Genomic DNA, 21145 nt, shown 5'->3' on the forward strand with positions numbered 1-21145 from the left:
CGCTTGTGTGTAATCCAACCTGAATCATAGCACCAATAAAAACCGGTTAATAGTTCACGAAAGCAGCGACAACGCCTGATACAGGCTGAATAAACCGTAGCAAATCAACAGGATGCCCGAAGCTCGACGAAAGCCGGCATGGTTCAGCCAGTGCCTGAGCGACCCGGCCAGGCCACCCAGTGCCAGCAGGGTGGGCAGGGTGCCGAGACCAAACAACGCCATCACCAGGGCGCCTTCGGCGGCGCCGCCAGACACCGCGCTCCAGGTCAGTGCCGAATACACCAGGCCGCAGGGCAGCCAACCCCAGATCATGCCGAAGGGCAGGGCGGCAAGGGGGTGGCGAAAGGGCACAAAACGCCCGGCCAGCGGCTTGATATGACACCACAGGCCATTGCCGAGCCGCTCCAGGGCCAGCAGGCCGTTCCACCAGCGTGCCAGATACAAGCCCAGCAACACCATCATCAGCCCGGCCAGCAGCCGCAGCCACAAGAGCCCCTGTTTGCCCAGGCTGATGTCGGCAAGTCCCGCGAACACGCCCCCCACCAAGGCACCGGCCAGGGCATAGCTGCCAATGCGGCCGGCGTTGTAACCAAGCAGATACAGCCACTGCCAGCGCCGCTGAGACTGAGGAATGGCCATGGAAAAGGCCGCCGCTACCCCGCCGCACATGGCAATGCAGTGGCCGGCGCCAAGCAGCCCGATCAGCAGGGCCGCTACGGGATCAAGCTGACCGGTCATCATTATCCTTGCGCGAGTCGTGATGCTGGGCGCGGCGATGGGCACCGTCGTCGTCATCAAACAAGATATTGTTGCCTTGCCGATCCAGATCCTCGAACTGGTTGCTTCTTACCGACCAGAAAAACACCGCCACGGCCACCGCCAGCAAAATCAGGGCAATGGGCAGGATCAGGTACCAGATGGTGTCACCATTCATAACCGGGATAACCTCAGGGAGTTGGAAATAACGATCAGCGAGCTGGCCGACATGCCCAGCATGGCGAACCAGGGCGAGACCTGACCGGCCGCCGCCAGCGGCAGCACCACCAGGTTATAGCCCAGGGCCCAGCCGAAATTCTGCTTGATCACCCGCCGGGCGGCCGCCGCAATGCGGCGGGCCATCAGCAGGCGGTCGAGGGAGTCCCCCAGTAAAATGGCATCGGCACTGTTTTTGGCAATGTCGGTGCCGCCGGCCATGGCAAAGGACACATGGGCACCGGCCAGCACGGGGGCATCGTTGATGCCGTCCCCCACCATCAGGCAGACGTCGCCCCGTTCGGCGCGGGCACGCAGATACGCCAGTTTGTCGTCGGGGGTGGCGCTTTTTTCGAGTTCGGTTACCCCGAGCACCTTCGCCACCCGATCCGCCTGGCCGGAGCCGTCACCGGTGAGAATGGTGGTGGCCAGGCCCTGCTCGTGGCAGCGGGCGATCAGGGCGGCGGCCTCATCCCGCAGGGGATCCATCAGGGTAAAGCGAGCTGCCAGGCCGTGCTCTCCGGCAAGATAAACGCACAGCTCGCTGTCCTGGTGGCCGGGATTCAGCCAGGGGCCGCTGCCCAGCCGCCATGTCTCGCCGTCGATCACACCACTGACGCCCCGACCCACGTGGTTTCGCCGTTGGCTCACCGGAATGCCGGCATCACAATACGGGGCAAAGGCACGGGCGATGGGGTGCTCGGAGCCGCTTTCCAGGGCGGCGGCCAGCGCCAGGACCTGCTTCTTGTCCATGGCGCCGAGCAGGGTAACCTCGGTCAGTGCCACCTTGCCCCGGGTCAGGGTGCCGGTCTTGTCAAACACCATGCGGGTGGTGCGGGGCAAGGTGTCGAGCACGTGACCCCGGCGCACCAGCACGCCGCCCTGGGTCAGCCGGGAGGTGGCCACGGTCAGCGCCGTGGGGGTGGCCAGTGACAGCGCACAGGGGCAGGTGGCCACCAGCACCGACAGCATCACCCAGAAGGCGCGGTCGGCATCGAGCTGCAGCCACACCAGGTAGGTGGCGAGGGTGGCCAGCAACAGCGCCGCCACAAAATAGCGGGACAGCTGATCCGCCAGCACCGCCACCCTGGGCTTTTCCAGCAGGGCGTCGTCCTGGGCCCGCAAAATTTCTGAGACGCGGGCATCGGCCAGGCCTCGGCTGACACGAATGCGCAGTGGTGACTCCACATTGGTGGTGCCGGCAAACACCGGCTCACCCGGGCGGCGCGACACCGGCAAATGCTCACCGGTCAGCATGGACTCGTCCACGCTGGTGTGGCCCTCGATAATGTCACCGTCGGCGGGGATCACCGCACCGGGCGATACCCGTACCACCTGGCCGGGCAGCAGGGTGCGGGCGGCCACTTCCTGCTCGTCACCGTCGCTTTCCAGCCGGGCCAGCATGGGAATATGGTGAGTGAGGTTGGCGGTGGTTTCCGAGGCCCGGCGCTTGGCCCGCATTTCCAGAAAGCGGCCGGTGAGCAGCAGAAACGCAAACATCGACACGCACTCGTAATAGACCTCACCGGTCGCGGTCACGGTGGCATAGACAGAGGCGACAAAGGCGAACAGCATGGCCAGCGACACCGGCAAGTCCATGTTCAGCGCCCGGTTTTTCAGCCCTCGCCAGGCATTGCGGTAAAAGGGCTGGGCGGAGTAGGCCATCACCGGCACCGACAGCCACAGGCTGACCCAGCGAAACAGCTGCACCAGGCCGGGATCAATGTCGGGAAACAGGTCTTCATAGAGGGCGAAACCCACCATCATCACCTGCATGCTGGCAAGCCCGGCCAGGCCCATGCGCAACAGGTAGGATTTTACCTCGCGGTTGTATTCCTGCTCCTGCTGATGGGGCTGGAACGGCCGGGCCTGATAGCCGATATGGGCAAAACCGGCCAGCAGGGTGCTGAGCCGGGTCTGTTGCGGATCCCAGCGCAACCGGGCCCGCTCGGTAGTGGTGTTGACCTGGATAAGCATCACCCCCGGCAGCTGGGCCAGGTGGCGCTCAATCAGCCAGGCACAGGCGGCGCAGGTCAGGCCGCCGATGGACAACTGCACTTCGCGAATGTCGTCGCGTTGTACCACAAAGTCCTGCTGAATGTCGTCCAAATCATAATGCTGCAGCCGGCGCAGCTCATCGGGCACCGCCTCGGCCTTGGGCGGGGTACTGGTTCTGTGCTGATAATAACTGCCGAGGCCGCAGTCGATGATGGTTTCGGCCACCGCCTGACAACCGGGGCAGCAGAACTGGCGGGGTTCCCCTTCCAGCACGGCACTGAAGCCGGCCGCCGCCGGAACCGGCTCGCCACAATGGAAACAGCCGACCATGCTTACTGACCGGCTCGGATCACGAGTTTGTCGGCAATGGGCAGGCGAATGCGCTGCTGCATGCGCCAGCGCCGGTCAAAGGCTTCCAGCTGCAGGTTCCACAACCCGTTCAGCAGTGCGTGATCCGGGCGGAAGCGGTAGACGCCGGCGGCATCGGTGGTGAGCAGGGCCTGTACGTCCTGCTCGGCCAGGGTGGGGTGGGTAAAGCGCAGTCGCACCGGCTCCCCCTCGGTGTGCTCGCCCTGCATGCGCAGGGTGATCTGGCCGTCGGCATAACCGAGCTCGGCCATCAGGCCCAGTCGCTCTGCTTCCTTGAGCTCACTCAGATCCTGGTTAATGGCGCGGCCTTTTTTGTAGTAGTCATCCACCACCATGGTATCGGCATTGGTGCTTGCCAGGTGCAGGGTATAGAGGCTGGCCACCACGGCGCACAGGGGCAGCACGATCAAAAACCAGGGCCAGAATTGCTGATACCAGGGACGATGCATAACGGGAATTCCTACTGCGAAAAAAGTCGACGGCTAATATAACAAAAAAAGCCCCGCAAGCGGGGCTTTCTGTCCAAGCCCGGCGGGCTTTATCAGTCGTTCAGGCTGTAGATGTAAGACGCCAGCAGATGCACCTTGTCTTCGCCCAGAATTTCATTCCAGGCGGGCATGACACCGGCGCGGCCATGACGAATGGAGTCTTCCACCGCGGCACGGGAGCCGCCGTAAAGCCAGATGTTGTCGGTCAGGTTGGGCGCGCCCATGGCGGGGTTACCTTTGCCGTCCATGCCGTGACAGGCGGCACACATGGCGAACCGGGCCTGGCCTTTCTGGGCCTCTACGGGATCCACTTTACGGCCGGACAGGCTCAGCACGTAGGAAGTGACTTCCTGTACGCCTTGCTCACCGAGGCTGTCGCCCCAGGCGGGCATGGCGCCCTTGCGGCCGTGCATGATGGTGGCCTTGATGGCTTCCGGGGTGCCGCCGTAGAGCCAGTCGGCATCCGCCAGGTTGGGGAAACCACGGGCACCACGGGCGTCGGAGCCATGACACTGGGCACAGTTCTGCAGGAACAGGCGTTGGCCCACTTTGGTGGCCTCTTCGTCCTGGGCGATATCGGCAATGGCACGGTAGCTGCTGCCATCGGCCTCATAGGCCAGCTCGCGGAACTTGGCACCGAAGACCTCGTCGGCCTTGACCATCTCACGCTCGTACTGCACCAGGCGGCCTTCTTCACGGGCGGCGGCGGAGGCGGCGCGAGACTCTTCCAGGGAACGAATGTCCTGGTTGGAGCTCTGCCAGCCCAGCAGACCCTTGAAGTTGCCCAGGCCCGGATACAGAGCCAGGTAGATCAGGGAAAACACCACCATGATAATGAACATGTAGCTCCACCACTTGGGCAGAGGGTTGTTCAGTTCGGAGATGCCGTCATAGGTGTGCCCGGTGGGCGCCCCTTCTTCCATTCCCATCTTGTCTTTGTTACACCAGATGAGCAGCGTCAGGCAGCCAAAAATGGTGCCCAGGCTGATCACGGTGACAAATATGCTCAGAAAAGTATTCATTTTTTGTTAGCTCCTGCGCGATCCTGCTCAGTACCCCGGCGCGGCTTGTTGCGCTCATCCTCGTCAAAGATGGATTGAGCAGCATCGTCAAACTTACCCTTTCTGCGTTTGCTAAAGGCCCACCAAACGATGCCTGCAAACAACACCAGCAGGGCCAGGGTCTGAAAGCTGATCAGCATGGGCTTGAGGGCTTCCAAGGTACTGAGATCCATATCGACTCCGGTTATTTAAGGGCGTGTCCCAGGGACTGCAGATAGGCGATGACGGCATCCATTTCGGTTTTGCCCTTCACGGCCGCTTCGGCACCTTCAATGTCGGCGTCGGTGTACGGAACACCAAAGTTGTCGCGGAAAACGCGCAGCTTCTCGGCAGTATGCTTGCCATCCAGCACATTGGTTTCCAGCCAGGGGAACGCCGGCATGTTGGACTCGGGCACCACATCACGCGGATTCAGCAGGTGCACACGGTGCCACTCGTCAGAGTAACGGCCGCCCACCCGGGCCAGATCCGGACCGGTACGCTTGGAGCCCCACAGGAAGGGGTGCTCCCACACGCTTTCACCGGCCACGGAGTAGTGACCATAACGCTCGGTTTCGGCACGGAACGGACGGATCATCTGGCTGTGACACACGGTACAACCTTCACGGATGTAGATGTCACGGCCTTCCATTTCCAGTGCGGTGTAGGGACGCAGGCCCTCTACCGGCTCGTTGGTCTGCTGCTGAAAGAACAGCGGCACGATTTCAACCAGGCCACCAAAGCTGATGGCCACAACGGTCAGGATTGCCAACCAGGTGACATTCTTTTCGACCAGTTCATGACGGTTTTGCATTCACGAGTCTCCTAAATCAGGCCGGTTGGGCAATGGCTTGCAGGGAGCCTTTCGGCGCCTTGATGGTACGGTAGGTGTTGTACAGCATCAGCAGCATGCCGGTGACAAAGAAGACGCCGCCCAGGAAACGTACAAAGTAGAACGGGTAGGACGCCTGCAGACCTTCAACAAAGCTGTAGGTCAGGGTGCCGTCTTCGTTCACCGCACGCCACATCAGGCCCTGCATCACACCACTGATCCACATGGCCACGATGTACAGCACGGTACCGATGGTGGCGAGCCAGAAGTGGGTGTTGATCAGCGTCAGGCTGTACATACGCTGCTGACCGAACAGGTTGGGGATCAGGTGGTAAACGGAGCCGATGGAGATCATGGCCACCCAGCCCAGGGCACCGGAGTGCACGTGACCCACGGTCCAGTCGGTGTAGTGGGACAGGGCGTTTACGGTCTTGATCGCCATCATCGGGCCTTCAAAGGTGGACATGCCGTAGAACGACAGGGACACGATCAGGAAGCGCAAAACGGGATCGTAACGCAGTTTGTGCCAGGCGCCGGACAGGGTCATGATGCCGTTGATCATGCCACCCCAGGACGGTACGAACAGGATCAGGGACATGACCATGCCCAGAGACTGGGCCCAGTCGGGCAGGGCGGTGTAGTGCAGGTGGTGCGGGCCGGCCCAGATATACAGGGTGATCAGCGCCCAGAAGTGCACGATGGACAGACGATAAGAGTAAACCGGACGACCGGCCTGCTTGGGTACAAAGTAATACATCATGCCCAGGAAGCCGGCGGTCAGCAGGAAGCCCACTGCGTTGTGACCGTACCACCACTGGATCATGGCGTCGGCCGCACCGGAGTACACCGAGTAGGACTTCATGCCGCTGACCGGAATGGCCAGGCTGTTAACGATGTGCAGCACCGCCACGGTCAGAATGAAGCCGCCGTAGAACCAGTTGGCCACATAGATGTGGGAGGTCACGCGCTTGTACATGGTGCCAAAGAAGACGATGGCATAAGACACCCACACCACGGCAATGGCGATGTCGATCGGCCACTCCAGCTCGGCGTATTCCTTGCTCGAGGTGTAGCCCATGGGCAGGGTGATGATCGCCGAGACGATGATTGCCTGCCAGCCCCAGAATACAAAGGAGGCCAGCGGACCACCGAACAGGCGAACCTGACAGGTGCGTTGCACCACGTAAAAGGACGTTGCCATCAGCGCGCTGACACCAAAGGCAAAAATTACCGCGTTGGTGTGCAACGGACGCAGGCGGCTGTAGGTCAGCCAGGGTGTTTCGAAGTTGAGGGCAGGCCAGATCAGCTGTGCTGCGATCAGCACACCCAACGACATACCTACAACGCCCCAGATCACGGTCATGACCGTAAACTGACGAACTACGGTGTAGTTGTAGTTTGGTTGATTATTAGTTTGACTCATCGTTATAGTTCCGCTTCCACTGCTGTTATTCAGGTTTTGTGCTCACGGTTTAGGTGCTCACATCGGAAGGATTAAGTGTTACCGGTTTCTCTTATCGTGGCTTTGGCGCGCACCAGAATTCGTTAACTCTTTGTTAACAAAGCAAAGGCACCCCCCCAAAACCGGCACAGATGATAAATGAGTGGCTGCCAAAAAAACAGTATAAACAGTAATATGATTACCCCTTTAGCCCGCCCATAGGGCATAACGACGCGTGTTGATCGAGATCAAGCAAGCCTCGTAACTGACCCCGAAACAGGAAGAGTTATTTCATGAGAGACCGGCTGACTGGCCCAAAAATGGTGCAAATTCTGGTGGTCATGGTCGTTTTGTCGGCGGCCTTCTGGCTGCGTACCTGCGGTACGGAGCAGCAAACGACCGAAAACGTCGAGGAAAAACTTGATTACTGTGATGTAAGTCACAATGAATGTCGGCAGGAACAAGGGGGGCTGACCGCCACCGCCCGCCTTAAAGCCGACAAGCTGCAGGCGGAATCGCCCTTTGAACTGAACATTACCTTTTCAGATCCGAGTGTGACCATTGTGCGCAGCGTGCTGGAAGGAGAAACCATGTACATGGGTACCCTGCCGGCCCTGCTGCAGCCCGCTGGCAAAGGGCGGTGGCAGGGGCAGGCGCTGGTAGGCAGCTGCACCGAGGCCCGCATGCTGTGGGCCTGGGTGGTGGAGGTGGAATACCTGGGCCAACCGCAGACCTACCGCTTTCTGTTTGAAGTGCGTCACTGAGCGGACTCATTCTCCGGCTCAAGTTTTTCCTTCAAGAACGTCTGTAATCGCTGCCAGGAGTCCCTATCCGCGGCCTGGTTGTATGCCAGTGGCAGGCCAAACTCGGCGGCGGTGCGATCGGCATCGGGATTGGTGAAGGCGTGCAGGGCGCCTTCGTAGTTCACCAGCAGGTGGTCGGCATTGGCATTCATCATTTCCTCACGAAAGGCCGTTACCTGCTCGGCCGGCACCAGAGGATCGGCGGCGCCGTTGAACACCGCAATGGCCACCGGGCTGTGAGCAGGCAGGGGATCCGCCTTGGGAGCCAGGGAGCCATGGAAGCTGGCTACCGCCTGCAGCTGGGCGCCGGCCCGGGCCATGTGCAGCACCACACCACCGCCATAACAATAACCGATGGCGGCCAGTCGGCTGCCATCGACCCGTGAATCGGCGGCCAGCAGGGCGAGGGCGGCATTAAAGCGTTGCTCGGCTTTCGGCAGAGACGCCAGCGAAGCCTTGGCAAAGGCGCCGGCCTGATCCGGGTGGGTGGCGGTCTTGCCGTCACCGTACATGTCGATGGCAAAGGCGGCATAACCCAGCTCGGCCAGCATGCGAGCGCGCTCGCGCACATAGTCGTTGTGTCCCCACCATTCATGCACCACCAGCACGCCGGGCAGGGGGGCCGGGGCGGCATCATCCAGGGCGAGATAACCGCGATAGGTCTTGCCGTTGACCTCGTAGCGGCGCTCTTCGGTTATCAGGCCGGCCTGCACGGCAAAGGTCATCAGGGTCAGCAACAACAACAGGGGCTTCATGGCATGGGCTCCGTCAGTGAGTGAATATAAAGCATAGAGCAGCCCACCGGCGTACGGCGCATTGCCGAAACCTGGATTTATCGACATTATGCGCACACCACTCGTTCTGACCCTTCGCACACCATGGATACGCCACCGGTTTTTCCCCTGTTTGACGCTCCGCAATTTCTGGAAGAAGGCAACAGTGCCGTCAATCAGCATATTGCCGACATCACCCTGAACCGGGTGCCCGACGCCGCCTTTATTTATGAACATGCCATGGAATGGCTGCTGGAAAGCCGCCACAGCGAGAACAACTACAAGACCTACCGCAGCGAGCTCACCACCTTTTTGCACTGGTGCCTGGAGGTGGAGCAGATTTCACCCACAGAGGTAACCCGCCGCACCATGAATCGATATGTGGATTATTGCCAGGCACCACCACGGGCGCTGATTGCCTACCGTAATGTGGCCCAGTTCGTGGCCGATCGGGAGCTGGGCGAGCGCCGGCCCAACCCACTGTGGCGCCCGTTTCTCGGCAAGAAGATCGACGGCATCGAACAACCGTATCGGCTCAGCGACAAGGCCCTGAAAACCAAGATGGCGGTATTGTCTTCCTTTTATAGCTACCTCATTAATGAGGAAGTCACCGAGCGCAACCCGGCCACCATGTGGATGCGTCACAGCCGCTTTGGCAGTGCGGCCCCTTTGGTGGCAGGACACAATGAAGAAGACGAGGTTAGGGTGTTCAGCGACCTGCAGTGGTCCTATGTCATGAACACCGCCCGGCAGCTGGCCGAAGTTGCACCCGAGCGCCACGAGCGTACCCTGTTTCTGGTGTCGCTGATGTACGGCTGTTACCTGCGGATTTCGGAAGTGGCCGCCAGGCCGGGCTTTTCCCCGGTGATGAGCCAGTTTCGGCGGGATACCAAAACCGGAATTTGGAGCTTTTACATTCCCGTGAGCAAGGGCGGAAAAAAGCGCACCGTGGCCGTGTCCCGCGAGCTGCTGGACGCGCTAAAACGCTATCGCGCTCACCTGGGGCTGTCGCCACTGCCTGCGCCCAATGACACCACTCCATTGTTTGTGCGCCACCGGGCCGCCGGGCGAGGGCGGGATCAGGGCATGGTGAATGCCAATCTGGGCATTCGCCAGTTGCGTGAGTTGCTGAATGAGCTGCTGACCGCCGCCGCCGATGCCGCCATGGCCGACGGTTTTGACCAGGATGCCGGTGAAATGCGTACACTCACCGTGCATGGCATTCGTCACACCGGCATTACCCACGACATCAACTACAACGGCCGGCCACTGTCTCACGTGCAGGCCGATGCCGGCCACGACAGCATCGACACCACCTCGCAATATCTGCACACCGGCAAGGTTGAGCGTCACGAAAGTGCCGCCAACAAACGACTGGACCGGTTACGAGAGCAGTAGATAACAACGCCAGCAGGGGAGAGCTAATGCAGGTCAAGGGCATCGTTACCATTCGACCTGCTTCTTAAAGGTGCTTGACGTCAGAGGGGATTGTTAGCCCGATGGGTAACTCAAGCACAGGGGCAGGGTGGTCGTAAATCATCCAGTCGAAGCCCGCCTTGGAGCAACCTTGGGTGGGTTGTAGTTACCCGAGCAAACGGTTTGAAGCCAGGCATGGCAGGGGAGCCGCATTTTTCTCTGGCGAAGGGGGGAATACCGTAGATGCAGGCGTAGCGACCACGCCACACTGCAATCACTTGAAGTCGGGTCGCAACTGAACAGTTGAAAACCATGGATAACCGTGGAAAACAACAGTGACAGGCATACCGTGATTTGCCCACAAGAAGGCTGCCTTGACTGTGGACTGAGAAAACGCAACTGGGGAAAGCCTGACAGGTTAATTTATGCTGTCTCAATGCCGATAATACAGTTTATCGGCATTTGGTGTTAAGGCCCTACACGGACCAGTTCTCCATCTTACTGCTGGGCCTGGTGCGAGTGGGTATATTAAAGGCTCACCAACCCAGGCAGGGATCCTCCATAAAACAGTGCATTTTAAAGAGCATGAAGGTGAGATAATTCAGCTATTTTATGCTTTCGCTTACCGAAATACGATTGAGGTTTGCATGATGACACCGTTGAACAACCAGATATTTCACTCCAATCACACCTGGTCATCTGGGCCGGCTGCCGCTGGTGTTATCTGGCTACCATTATGATTCTTGTACCGTGGTCGGCTAGGTGTTCTCTCATCCATCGAATACGAGCTGACAGCCGGTTATCCATCCTTTACCACTGAAGTCACAACGACATCAGCGATCACCTGATAAAGAACTGAAAGCCGACAACAACCTCAAACGGGTTGCCACCGGCTCAGGCCGAGAATCGGTAATGAACATGACTCGGCTATAGGGGCGAACAATTCCGCCTTTACAGACTATCAGTCACGCCGTTCCACAGATTAACTTCTTGCATCGCGCGTTAGCGATCGGCTCCTCGCGAATCGGAAGCGCGTCTGTTACAGCCCCCTGGAACACCTTTTCTTGATTGCTGTATTGTGGGGTTTGTGCCGCGCGTTTTCGCGCAGACGACCTTAAAGAGCATTACCACAGGCTTACACAGAGACATACGTTATTGACTGTTTGGCATTGCAGCCGGTGCCGGTTGGTCCGGCCGCAAGTGAGGGAGTGACGATCGCAGGGTGAAACTCTCATGAAACCCACGATATTGCCTGCAGCCTTGAGCTTACAAATTGTACATTTAACATAATATACATTATGCGAAGTAAGAGATAGATTGACTTAACAGTCCGAAACCCAGCGCTCAGTATCTTCTTTAGCTGCTCTGTGCCAGCAAACCATTCATCTGTAGATATCACTGTCTTACCCGTCGTAGACCAATAAGAAAACATTGTTGCGTTCATGGCTACGCGTTCAAGCCCATTGCAACTTAATCCAGGTCGAGCAAGCACACCCTGTACGAGAACAGGCAAATACAAATGCTCAGGAGAATATGACGGCAGCTCAGAAAACTGTTGGCTACGTTCAGCGGAAACAACCGCAGCCTCAGCCGTTTGCTTCTGACGCTGTTTTTGTGCCCGTGCTTGCTTGGCCTTGAGCTTAGCTCTCTTGGCGCGTTTAACATAAATAAAAAGATACCTCTCACTGGCCAACCCAAACTCCCAATCTGGCCCTTGTGGCCCAGCCGTGCTTTGGCTCGAATGGCATGTGTTTAACGCAACGATTCATTCTTACCAAGGAGCTGTTATGTACGTTTTAATGGATATCATGGTGTCGCCCGGCGGCGTTGGTGTGTCGGTGTCGCCTTACGTGGCCATGTGTCAGCAGATTTTTGAAGACGCCGGCCTGGTGCACACCATGCATGGCTATGGCACCAATGTGGAAGGCGAATGGGATGACGTCATGGCGGCGGTCAAGCGCTGCCATGAAACCCTGCACGACGCCGGTGCCGTGCGCATTACCAGCCATATCAAGCTGGGCACCCGCAACGACCGCGACCAGACCATGGCCGACAAGGTCACCAGCGTGCAGCAAAAGCTGGGCGGTTAACGCGATAAAGCGTCATCACTAGGCAATGTCAGGGAGTGCCGTTTCCGACCGGATCTGGCAACCCTGATGTTGCTCCCCATGGCACCTTAACCAGCATTTTGTCCTGCCCGGTCTCAAATATTCCCGAGGCTACACTTGAGCCTTTAGTGAATTATTCTGAAAATATTACCTAAACCGCCGTTTGTTTACTTGCGGGCAGGCGCTGTTTACACTCTTCGCCTGATTTTTCTTGACCCTGTTCACCCGCAAAGGAGACATCGTGCGCCTGATCGCCAGCCTGCCCTGGTACGACTTGCCCCCGGCCCGTGATGGCCTGAATGCCTTCTGGGAGGTATTGCGTGGCGAGCTGAAGCACATCGGCGCCCTGCCCTTACCCTCAGCCCTTGAGCGCGATATGCCGCTGATTGATCAATGGGCCCACGCCGGTTTGCTGTTGAGCCAGTGTTGCGGGCCGGACTTGTTTACGCCGGCGGCCCGCCACCTGGTGCCCATCGCCCGACCTGTATTTATGGATCTCGACTGCAACCCCGGTGATTACTACAGCCATATCGTCACGACAAACCGGCTGCTGCCGACGCGGCCCCGGCTGGTGGTGAATGCTCCCAGCTCCCGTTCCGGCTGCGCCGCGCTCTATGAATGGCTGCGCCGGCAACGGGTTGAGCCCGGCAGCGTGCTGATCAGCGGCGCCCATGCCCAAAGCCTGGAATGGTTGCGACACGGCCGTGCCGATGTGGCCGCCATCGACGCCCACAGCTGGCCGCTGCTCAATACTCAGGGGCTGCACATTATCGGCCGCAGCGAGCCTGCGCCCTCGCCACCCTTTGTGATGCATCGGGGCGCGCCGGTAACCCGGCAGTGCATGCATGCCGCGCTGATTGCGACCATTGCCAAAGCCGGTGAGGCCATTGGCATTGCCGGGGTGCAACCGGCGGAACGAGAAAGCTATAGCCCCATCGTTCATGATCCCGCTACTCAGGCGGTCGGTTGCGCGACGCTTTGCTGAGCACAACCGGCAGAATATTGCCGGGCCGGCTGTAACCGCGGGCCGGCTGAAGTATACTGGCCTCATCTGTCCCAAGAACGAGTGAACCAGTGCAACCACTGAGCCCGGCCGAGCTGGCCCCCGCATTCTCCTTACCCGAACTCACCACCTTGAACGACGCGGCTCCCCTGCCCTTCAGCGCCTTGCAACAGCGGGCCGACTCGGCCTTTGCCACCTTGTCGGGGCTGAACAGCGTCAATCCCATTCTGCTGCTGAACGGCTTCGCCGGCATGGATGTGGAAGAGCTGGTGCAGGATCTGGTCAAGCGCCACGCCAATCACGCCGATCTGTTCGACCTCTGTTACGCCGAAAACCTGCATCACCCGCAAAAGCCCATCTGGCTGCGGCTGAAGGCCGGCACCGGCATCGAGTTCTGCGAGCTGGTGGGTCAACTGCTGGAGCTGAGTTCCCGCCACCTGGAGGCGGAGCACATTGTTGAGCGCATTCTTAAAAAGCAGGGCCAGGATGAAAAGGTAGCCGACTACCTGTCTGACCTGGCCCAGCACGTGGCCGCTGGCGGTGGCTTTAGTCATCCGGTACTGATCAACCTCATGGTGCACCGCTTTGACAGCACCATTCCCATCGTGCATGCCCGTCAGTTCACACCGGAGCAGCTGTTTGGCGCCATTCACTTTCAGACCGAGCAGGGCTCGGTGTTCAGTCATCATCATTTACTGGAGCCCGGACTTATTCATCGTGCCAATGGCGGCTACCTCATTGTGCCCATTGAAGAGCTGCTGGATCAGCCCGGCCTCTGGTTCCGGCTGAAAAACGCCCTGGCCACGCAACGGGTGGAGTGGAGCCGGCCCAATGAGATGGCGGCGTTCTACTTTCAGCCCGAGCCGCCGCCCCTGGACGTGCACCTGATTTTGGTGGGGGATCGTCTGGCGGTGGCCGAGCTGCACATGCTTGATCGCGAGCTCGACACCCTGGCATTTCTGCGCGCCGATATCATTCCCGAGTGGAACGCTCAGGACGATCTGCCGTCCTACCTGGGTTACCTGTCGCACCTGCGCCACAAGCACGGCCTGCGCAACATGGACGCCGGCGCCGTAGCCCGGTTGTGCCGCTACGGCAGCCGCATCACCGATCATCAGCACCGGTTGTCATTGGTGGAGTCTCAGCTGGTGGCCATGATGCAGCTGGCAGACGTGATTGCCGCCCGGGAACAAAGCGAACTCATTACCGAGCAGCACCTGCGGCTGGCTCAGGAAGAGCAGGATCATCGCCTCAACTTTCTGGTGGAGCAGTCGGATCTGGGCGTTCGCGATGGCCAGTTTCTGCTGCAGACCAAAGGCCGGGAAGTGGGGCAGATCAATGGCCTGTCGGTCATTCAGATTGCCGGTCACCCCTATGACTTCGGCGAGCCGGTGCGTCTGACTGCGACCGTGCACCTGGGTGACGGCGACGTGGCCGACATCGAGCGCAAGGCCGATCTGGCCGGGCATATTCATGCCAAGGCAATGATGATCATTCACGGTTATCTGGCCAACCTGTTTGGTGCCGAGCACCCCTCGCCGCTCTCGGCCAATCTGGTGTTTGAGCAGTCCTACCATGAAATCGATGGGGACAGCGCGGCCCTGGCCGGCCTTTGTGCGCTGATCTCGGCCCTGGGTCGTGAGCCCATCTATCAGCACTTTGCCATTACCGGCGCGGTGGATCAGTTCGGCAATGTGCAGCCGGTGGGCGGCGTGAACGAAAAGATCGAAGGCTTTTACCGGCTGTGCCGACTACAGGGACTCACCGGCGAGCAAGGTGTGTTGATCCCGGCCAGCAACCGCCTGCAGCTCAACCTGTCGGATGAGGTGGCCGGTGCGGTGGCCGAGGGGCGTTTTCATATTCATCCGGTCGCCCGGGTGGAAGACGCCATTGCCCTGTTGATGGGTTGCGAAGCGGGCAAGGTGGATGACCCCCATACCCTGTTCGGGCGCATTCGTGAACGTCTGGACGACCTTAACGGTCATACCGTTGAGAGCGGTTTTTGGCGCCGATTGTTGCGTCGATGACAGATCGGACTTGTCGGGCGCACAGCTGTTCGCTAAAGTGACGCCAATTTTACACCCGGGCCCCGTGCCCGATGAAAAACGGAAGAGTGGAATGCCTTCACAAAAAGAACTGGGTAAACACAGCTTTACCAGAGAAGAACTGCTGGCGTGCAGCCAGGGCGAGCTGTTTGGTCCTGGCAACAGTCAGCTGCCCGCCCCCAACATGCTGATGATGGATCGCATCGTGCACATCAGTGACGAGGGTGGCGAGCACGGCAAGGGCGAAATCCTGGCCGAGCTGGATATCACTCCCGACCTGTGGTTTTTTGACTGCCACTTCCCCGGCGACCCGGTGATGCCCGGCTGCCTGGGACTGGATGCCATGTGGCAGCTGGTTGGCTTCTTCCTGGGCTGGAAAGGTGGTCCCGGCAAGGGCCGCGCCCTGGGCGTGGGTGAAGTGAAATTCACCGGCCAGATCCTGCCGACCGCCAAAAAAGTGACCTACAAGATCACCCTGAAGCGGGTGATCTGGCGCAAGCTCATTATGGGCATCGCCGACGGCGTGGTGGAAGTGGATGGCCGTCCCATCTACGAAGCCAAGGATCTGAAAGTGGGTCTGTTTACCGACACCTCCACTTTCTGAGGCTACGCCAATATCAATGTAAAGCCCCGCACCTGCGGGGCTTTTTCATGGCACTGTAATGATGAAGGCCCCGCAAGTGCGGGGCCTTTTTGTTGATGATGAATGCATTACTTACTTGATGAAGAGGCCGGAACCTTTGTCTTCCATGGCATCTCGCCAGCCGCCAAGCCAATGGCCTTTAGCGTCAAAATCATTGTAGGGGCACTGCTCTTTGGAACGTCCACTGACTCCGGCTTGGTAACCGCGGGTACGCGCTCTTTCCAGACGGTCACGTTTTTGTCTCTTCATAGGTATTACCCTCGTTTAATCAACAAAAAGTGCACGGCGTTTCGTTCTGCCGCTCTTTAGAAATAGTTGAGTTGCGTACCGATCTCAAGGGTTAATTTTAGAGCATAGGCCAGTCTGACTATTTAGCGACTGATATTTATGAAGTTTTGATGAAGCAGGGAAACACCGAAGTGTGACCCTGATCACCTTAAAGAAAACGGGGTGATAAAAATGCCGGCTCACAGGCCGGCATACATATTCGCACTTGAGTGAAAAAACGGCTCAACCGGCAGATAACTCTTCCAGCTCTTCCCAACGGGCAAAGGCTTCTTCCAGCTCGTTTTCTACCGTCGCCAATTGCTGCAGCTTGCCCTGGGTCACGTCTTCGGCCTGGGTGAAAAAGTCTGGGCCGTTGATTTCTTCCTGCAGGGCTTCAATCTGCTGCTCCAGTTGCTCAAGGCGCGCCGGCAGGCCGTTGAGTTCCTGTTGCTGTTTATAAGACAGTTTTTTGCCAGACGCAGGTTTGGGCTTCTGGGACTTGGCCGGTGCCGCGGTTTCCGCCCTGACCGGCGCCGGCGTGGCCACGGGTTGCCGACTACGCTGAGCCAGCATGTCCTGATAACCGCCCACAAACTCTTCCACCCCGCCCTTGCCGTCAAAGGTCCAGCAATGAGTGGCGGTGTTGTCGATAAAGTCCCGGTCGTGACTCACCAGCAGCAGGGTACCCTGATAATCGGCCAGCAGCTCTTCCAGCAGCTCCAGGGTTTCCACATCCAGATCGTTAGTCGGTTCGTCGAGCACCAGCAGGTTGCTGGGTTTCAGAAACAGCCGGGCCAGCAGCAGGCGGTTTTTCTCACCACCCGACAGCGCCTTCACTGGCGTGCGGGCGCGCTTGGGCTCAAACAAAAAGTCCTGCAAATAGCCCAGCACATGGCGCGACTTGCCGCCCACTTCCACTTCCTGCTTGCCATCGGCCAGGTTGTCCATCACGGTGCGCTCGGGATCGAGCTGCTCCCGGTACTGATCGAAATAGGCCACGTCCAGCTTGGTGCCGCACTTCAGGCTGCCCTGCTTGGGCTGCAGCCGGCCCAGCAACAGCTTGATCAGGGTACTCTTGCCGCAACCGTTGGGGCCAACCAGGGCAATTTTGTCGCCCCGCTGCACCAGGGCGGAAAAGTCGGTAATAAGCGGCTTGCCTTCGTAGTCAAAGCCAAGGTGCTCGGCTTCAAACACGATCTTGCCCGAACGGCGCACATCATCCAGGGTGACCGACACCTTGCCCAGGCTTTCCCGGCGCTGACTGCGTTCATTGCGCAGGGCCTTGAGTGCCCTTACCCGGCCTTCGTTACGGGTGCGGCGGGCCTTGATGCCCTGGCGGATCCAGGCTTCTTCCTGGGCCAACCGTTTGTCGAACAGGGCGTTCTGCTCCGCTTCCACCCGCAGGGCTTCTTCCTTGTTGACCAGGTAATCGTCGTAATTGCCCGGCCAGCTCGAGAGTTTGCCCCGATCGAGGTCGAGAATGCGGGTGGCCATCTTGCGTATAAAGGCGCGGTCGTGGCTGATAAACACAATGGCGCCGCGAAACTCCACCAGAAAGTTTTCCAGCCAGGCGATGGCGTCAATATCCAGGTGGTTGGTGGGTTCGTCCAGCAGCAAAATATCGGGATCATTGGCCAGGGCCCGGGCCAGGGCCACCTTGCGCAGCCAGCCACCGGACAAGTCCTGCAGCCGGGTGTCACCGTTCAGGCCCAGCAGGGTCAGGCTCTGGTTGATGCGGGTATCAAACTGCCAGCCGTTGGCATGCTCTACCTGCTCCTGCAGCCGCATCAGTTCGTTCATGGCTTTTTCGGAACTGTCGTGGCTGACTTTTTCCAGCTGGTGATGATAACGGGCCAGCAGCTCGCCCAGCTCGGCCAGGCCGGCGGAGACATAGTCAAACACCGTTTGATCATCGTCCACCTGGGGCGGATCTTGCTCCAGCCGGGCGATCACCACGTCCTGCTGCACCTGGCGACGACCGTCATCAAGCTGAATGTCGCCGGCGATCACCTTCATCAGGGTAGACTTGCCGGCACCGTTGCGGCCGACGATACACAGCCGCTCGCCGGCCTGAATGTTAAGCTCAACCCCATCCAGCAACGGCGCATCGCCGTAAGCCAGCAGGGCATTTTGCAGGGTAAGCAGACTCATGATGGTTCCCGGTTAAATGCAATAAGGTCATCGGCATCAAAGGGCCAGTCCAGCTCGGCACCGTCGGCCCGGCGCAACACCGGAATACGAATGCGGTAGGCCTCAAGCCACTGGTCGTTGTCGATGATGTCTTTTATTTCGGTGGCCGCGGCCAGGCCGGTCTGTTCAAGCAGGCCCCAGGCCTGCTCGCACAGATGACAGCCGTCGGTGGAAAACAGCGTCAGGCTCATTGGTCACTCCAGCGAATTTCCCAGCAGTTGTGGATCTGCGGGTTGCGGGCAAAATCTTTCGGCAGGGTCGAACGGGTAATGTCTTTCGCGCTCAGGCCGAGGGCCGCCAGGCCGTCCGTGTCCATTTTGAAATTGCGTTTGTTATTGGAGAACACCAGCAGGCCGCCCTTGCGCAGGTGCTTGCTCAGCAGGAGCAACAGCTCCAGGTGATCCCGCTGCACATCAAAGCTGTCTTCCATGCGCTTGGAGTTGGAGAAGGTCGGCGGATCGGCAAAGATCAGATCGTAATCGCCGTCACTTTTCGCCAGCCAGCTCAGGCAGTCGGCCTGCACATACTGGTGCCGGCGGCCGTTCATGCCATTGAGTTGCATGTTGCGTTCGGCCCAGCCGAGATAGGTCTTGGACATGTCCACCGTGGTGGTGGAGCGGGCGCCGCCCAGGGCCGCATGTACGGTGGCGGTGCCGGTGTAGGCAAATACATTGAGCACGTCCTTGCCCTTGGCCAGTTCGCCCAGCCGCTTTCGAATGGGTCTGTGATCCAGGAACAGGCCGGTGTCCAGGTAGTCGTGCAGGTTCACCAGCAGTTGCGCGTTGTGCTCCTGCACTTCCATCCACTGCTCGCGCTTGTCGAGCTTTTCATACTGTTCCCGGCCCTTCTGGCGGGCACGTACCTTGAGCACCACCTTACTGCCGGGCACGCCGGTCACCGTCATGGTGGCCTGCACCAGATCAAAGAAGCGGGCCTGAGCCTTGTGCTCGGGCACGCTTTTGGGGGCCGCGTATTCCTGAATCACCAGGTGATCCTGATAACGGTCGATGGCGGCATTGTATTCGGGCAGATCCGCATCATAGAGGCGATAGCAGTCAATGCCCTCGCCCCGGGCCCACTTGTCGAGGGCCTTGATGTTCTTGGCCAGACGGTTGGCGAAGTCTTCCGCCAATGGCCGCGCCGGACGGGCGTCTGCGGCAATCAGGTAGTTGCGCAGCTCACAGGCCAGGGCGCCGTTAAACAGCTTGTAGGTTTTTTCCGGGCGCAGGCGCAGGCAGCTGAGCAGCTCGGGGGAGCTTGAGATCAGGCTGACGTGCCAGCCCTTGAACTGTTCCCGCAGGGTATCGCCCAGCCCCTGATGCAGTCCGAGCAGCGACGGAAACTCGCTTAAACGCTCGCCGTAAGGCGGGTTGGAAATCAGCCAGCCCGGTTGTTCACTCGGATTATGCAGATCACCGACCGAACCTTGGGAGAAGTGAATCAACCGCTCCACCCCGGCGGCTTCGGCGTTGTCCTGGGCAAAGCCCAGCACCCGCTTGTCCTGATCGATGCCGTAAATCACCGCCTCGGCCTTGTTCAGGCCGCGGGTGGCGCGCACCGTGGCCTCGGCATGCAGGCTTTGCCACAGTTCGCGGTCGTGACCGGACCAGGCCATAAAGCCAAACCGCGGGCGCAGCAGGCCCGGGGCCTGATCGGCGGCCATGAGCGCGGCTTCTATCAGCAGGGTGCCGGAGCCGCACATGGGATCCACCAGCGGGCTGTTGGCGTCCCAGCCGCTGCGCAGCAGAATGGCGGCGGCCAGGTTCTCCTTGAGCGGCGCCTCGCCGGCCTGCTGACGGTAACCGCGCTGGTGCAGCGCCGGGCCGGACAAGTCCAGGGTAATGCTCAGGCGCTCGCGCTTCAGGTGCGCGAGAATACGAATGTCGGGAAAGCGCTTGTCGACGCTGGGCCGCTCACCCCGGCGCTTGCTCAGGCGATCAACAATGGCGTCCTTTATCTTGAGCGCACCATATTGGGTATTGGTAATGGCCCGGTTGCTGCCGGAAAAGTCCACCGCAAAGGTCTGGCCTTCCTGAATGTGCTTTTCCCACTCCACGTTACTGGCGCCGAGATACAGGTCCATGTCGTCACGCATGGGAAAGTCGGCCAGTTGCAGCATGATGCGCGAGGCCAGTCGAGACCACAGGCAGGCGCGGTAGGCCACGTCCAGTTCACCCTGAAAGGCAACACCGGCCACGGTTTCCTGCACCTGGCTGGCGCCCAGGGCTTGCAGTTCGTCGGAGAGTAAGGATTCCAGCCCCTTGGGGCAGGTAGCAAAAAACAGCAGCATAATCACGCATGGTCAAACAAAAGAGAGGGCACATTATACATGAGTGGTAATGCGATTTCTGCGGATTAATGGCGGCCAACGGGGTAGTGAGCGGGCAAAATAAAGGCAACATGGGTAACAGGTAAACATACCGCTGGTTTAACGAGCAAACAAAATAAAGTTTCAATCAAGGGCTTGCCTTTGGTGAGCCTGATCACTAGTATGCACCACCTGAGGACGCGGGATGGAGCAGCCTGGTAGCTCGTCGGGCTCATAACCCGAAGGTCGTCGGTTCAAATCCGGCTCCCGCAACCAGTTCTCAGACGCTGTAAAATTTGCAAGTACGATACCGGCCGCGGGATGGAGCAGCCTGGTAGCTCGTCGGGCTCATAACCCGAAGGTCGTCGGTTCAAATCCGGCTCCCGCAACCAATCCGGTTCGGTACTGCAAATAAGAAATCAAGCACCTGGCGCGGGATGGAGCAGCCT

The 21145-nt window shown here is 59.3% G+C and carries 19 protein-coding genes and 2 tRNA genes; 8 read left to right on the top strand and 13 right to left on the bottom strand.

Annotated features, from left to right (window positions below; translation table 11 throughout):
- Positions 1 to 54: 54 nt before the first annotated feature.
- The 8 genes from OJHNALOF_RS09605 to ccoN all read right to left on the bottom strand — a co-directional run bounded on the left by OJHNALOF_RS09605 (position 55) and on the right by ccoN (position 7122).
- Entirely contained in the window at positions 55 to 738 is a 684-nt protein-coding gene (locus OJHNALOF_RS09605; RefSeq protein ID WP_165661862.1) for a sulfite exporter TauE/SafE family protein, read from the bottom strand.
- A complete protein-coding gene (gene ccoS, locus OJHNALOF_RS09610) occupies positions 722 to 934 on the bottom strand; it encodes a cbb3-type cytochrome oxidase assembly protein CcoS (protein ID WP_165661863.1) in 213 nt (70 codons plus the stop codon). Before ccoS ends, OJHNALOF_RS09605 begins: the two co-directional genes overlap by 17 nt.
- Positions 931 to 3300: a heavy metal translocating P-type ATPase gene (locus tag OJHNALOF_RS09615; protein WP_165661864.1), complete on the bottom strand. Its 2370-nt coding sequence runs from the start codon at positions 3298 to 3300 to the stop codon at positions 931 to 933. The genes ccoS and OJHNALOF_RS09615 overlap by 4 nt, the downstream gene beginning before the upstream one ends.
- Positions 3301 to 3302: 2 nt before the next feature.
- Positions 3303 to 3788, bottom strand: a complete 486-nt coding sequence (locus OJHNALOF_RS09620; RefSeq protein ID WP_165661865.1) for a FixH family protein — start codon at positions 3786 to 3788, stop codon at positions 3303 to 3305.
- 92 nt (positions 3789 to 3880) lie between these two features.
- Positions 3881 to 4849, bottom strand: a complete 969-nt coding sequence (gene ccoP, locus OJHNALOF_RS09625) for a cytochrome-c oxidase, cbb3-type subunit III (protein ID WP_094199288.1) — start codon at positions 4847 to 4849, stop codon at positions 3881 to 3883.
- Positions 4846 to 5061, bottom strand: coding sequence for a cbb3-type cytochrome c oxidase subunit 3 (locus OJHNALOF_RS09630; protein ID WP_165661866.1), 216 nt, complete (start codon positions 5059 to 5061; stop codon positions 4846 to 4848). The genes ccoP and OJHNALOF_RS09630 overlap by 4 nt, the downstream gene beginning before the upstream one ends.
- A gap of 11 nt (positions 5062 to 5072) precedes the next feature.
- The gene (ccoO, locus tag OJHNALOF_RS09635; protein ID WP_094199286.1) at positions 5073 to 5681 is read right to left on the bottom strand and encodes a cytochrome-c oxidase, cbb3-type subunit II; all 609 of its coding nucleotides are present in this window, start codon (positions 5679 to 5681) and stop codon (positions 5073 to 5075) included.
- Positions 5682 to 5697: 16 nt separating this feature from the next.
- Positions 5698 to 7122: a cytochrome-c oxidase, cbb3-type subunit I gene (ccoN, locus tag OJHNALOF_RS09640; protein WP_094199285.1), complete on the bottom strand. Its 1425-nt coding sequence runs from the start codon at positions 7120 to 7122 to the stop codon at positions 5698 to 5700.
- A 311-nt stretch (positions 7123 to 7433) separates the two neighbouring features.
- Between ccoN and OJHNALOF_RS09645 the strand changes: the two genes are divergently transcribed.
- The gene (locus tag OJHNALOF_RS09645) at positions 7434 to 7904 is read left to right on the top strand and encodes a hypothetical protein (RefSeq protein ID WP_165661867.1); all 471 of its coding nucleotides are present in this window, start codon (positions 7434 to 7436) and stop codon (positions 7902 to 7904) included.
- Here the strand turns inward: OJHNALOF_RS09645 and OJHNALOF_RS09650 are convergent.
- Positions 7898 to 8698: a dienelactone hydrolase family protein gene (locus tag OJHNALOF_RS09650; protein WP_165661868.1), complete on the bottom strand. Its 801-nt coding sequence runs from the start codon at positions 8696 to 8698 to the stop codon at positions 7898 to 7900. The genes OJHNALOF_RS09645 and OJHNALOF_RS09650 overlap by 7 nt on opposite strands.
- Positions 8699 to 8821: 123 nt before the next feature.
- Between OJHNALOF_RS09650 and OJHNALOF_RS09655 the strand changes: the two genes are divergently transcribed.
- The 5 genes from OJHNALOF_RS09655 (at position 8822) to fabA (ending at position 15892) form a co-directional block, all read left to right on the top strand.
- Positions 8822 to 10114: a site-specific integrase gene (locus tag OJHNALOF_RS09655; protein ID WP_165661869.1), complete on the top strand. Its 1293-nt coding sequence runs from the start codon at positions 8822 to 8824 to the stop codon at positions 10112 to 10114.
- A gap of 1805 nt (positions 10115 to 11919) precedes the next feature.
- Positions 11920 to 12222 (top strand): MTH1187 family thiamine-binding protein, encoded by a 303-nt coding sequence (locus OJHNALOF_RS09660; protein WP_094199282.1) that lies wholly within the window; start codon positions 11920 to 11922, stop codon positions 12220 to 12222.
- A gap of 229 nt (positions 12223 to 12451) precedes the next feature.
- On the top strand, positions 12452 to 13225 hold the full coding sequence (locus tag OJHNALOF_RS09665; RefSeq protein ID WP_165661870.1) for a phosphate/phosphite/phosphonate ABC transporter substrate-binding protein: 774 nt from the start codon (positions 12452 to 12454) through the stop codon (positions 13223 to 13225).
- An 89-nt stretch (positions 13226 to 13314) separates the two neighbouring features.
- Positions 13315 to 15270, top strand: coding sequence for a Lon protease family protein (locus tag OJHNALOF_RS09670; RefSeq protein ID WP_165661871.1), 1956 nt, complete (start codon positions 13315 to 13317; stop codon positions 15268 to 15270).
- 91 nt (positions 15271 to 15361) lie between these two features.
- Positions 15362 to 15892 (top strand): 3-hydroxyacyl-[acyl-carrier-protein] dehydratase FabA, encoded by a 531-nt coding sequence (fabA, locus tag OJHNALOF_RS09675; RefSeq protein ID WP_014292546.1) that lies wholly within the window; start codon positions 15362 to 15364, stop codon positions 15890 to 15892.
- Between the two features lie 111 nt (positions 15893 to 16003).
- Here the strand turns inward: fabA and rmf are convergent, their stop codons facing one another.
- The 4 genes from rmf to rlmKL form a co-directional block, all read right to left on the bottom strand.
- Positions 16004 to 16180: a ribosome modulation factor gene (gene rmf, locus OJHNALOF_RS09680; RefSeq protein WP_014292547.1), complete on the bottom strand. Its 177-nt coding sequence runs from the start codon at positions 16178 to 16180 to the stop codon at positions 16004 to 16006.
- 261 nt (positions 16181 to 16441) lie between these two features.
- Positions 16442 to 18349, bottom strand: coding sequence for an ABC transporter ATP-binding protein (locus OJHNALOF_RS09685; RefSeq protein ID WP_165661872.1), 1908 nt, complete (start codon positions 18347 to 18349; stop codon positions 16442 to 16444).
- Positions 18346 to 18579, bottom strand: coding sequence for a glutaredoxin family protein (locus tag OJHNALOF_RS09690; RefSeq protein WP_165661873.1), 234 nt, complete (start codon positions 18577 to 18579; stop codon positions 18346 to 18348). The genes OJHNALOF_RS09685 and OJHNALOF_RS09690 overlap by 4 nt, the downstream gene beginning before the upstream one ends.
- Complete coding sequence (rlmKL, locus tag OJHNALOF_RS09695; RefSeq protein WP_165661874.1) at positions 18576 to 20678, bottom strand: bifunctional 23S rRNA (guanine(2069)-N(7))-methyltransferase RlmK/23S rRNA (guanine(2445)-N(2))-methyltransferase RlmL; 2103 nt, start codon at positions 20676 to 20678, stop codon at positions 18576 to 18578. Before rlmKL ends, OJHNALOF_RS09690 begins: the two co-directional genes overlap by 4 nt.
- A 217-nt stretch (positions 20679 to 20895) precedes the next feature.
- On the opposite strand from rlmKL, the gene OJHNALOF_RS09700 reads away from it, so the two are divergent.
- Positions 20896 to 20972 (top strand) — tRNA-Met (locus OJHNALOF_RS09700).
- A gap of 39 nt (positions 20973 to 21011) precedes the next feature.
- A tRNA-Met gene (locus tag OJHNALOF_RS09705) sits at positions 21012 to 21088 on the top strand.
- The last annotated feature ends 57 nt before the right edge of the window (positions 21089 to 21145 follow it).

The organism is Oceanimonas sp. MB9 (genome assembly GCF_011319775.1).
GTDB lineage: Bacteria > Pseudomonadota > Gammaproteobacteria > Enterobacterales > Aeromonadaceae > Oceanimonas > Oceanimonas doudoroffii.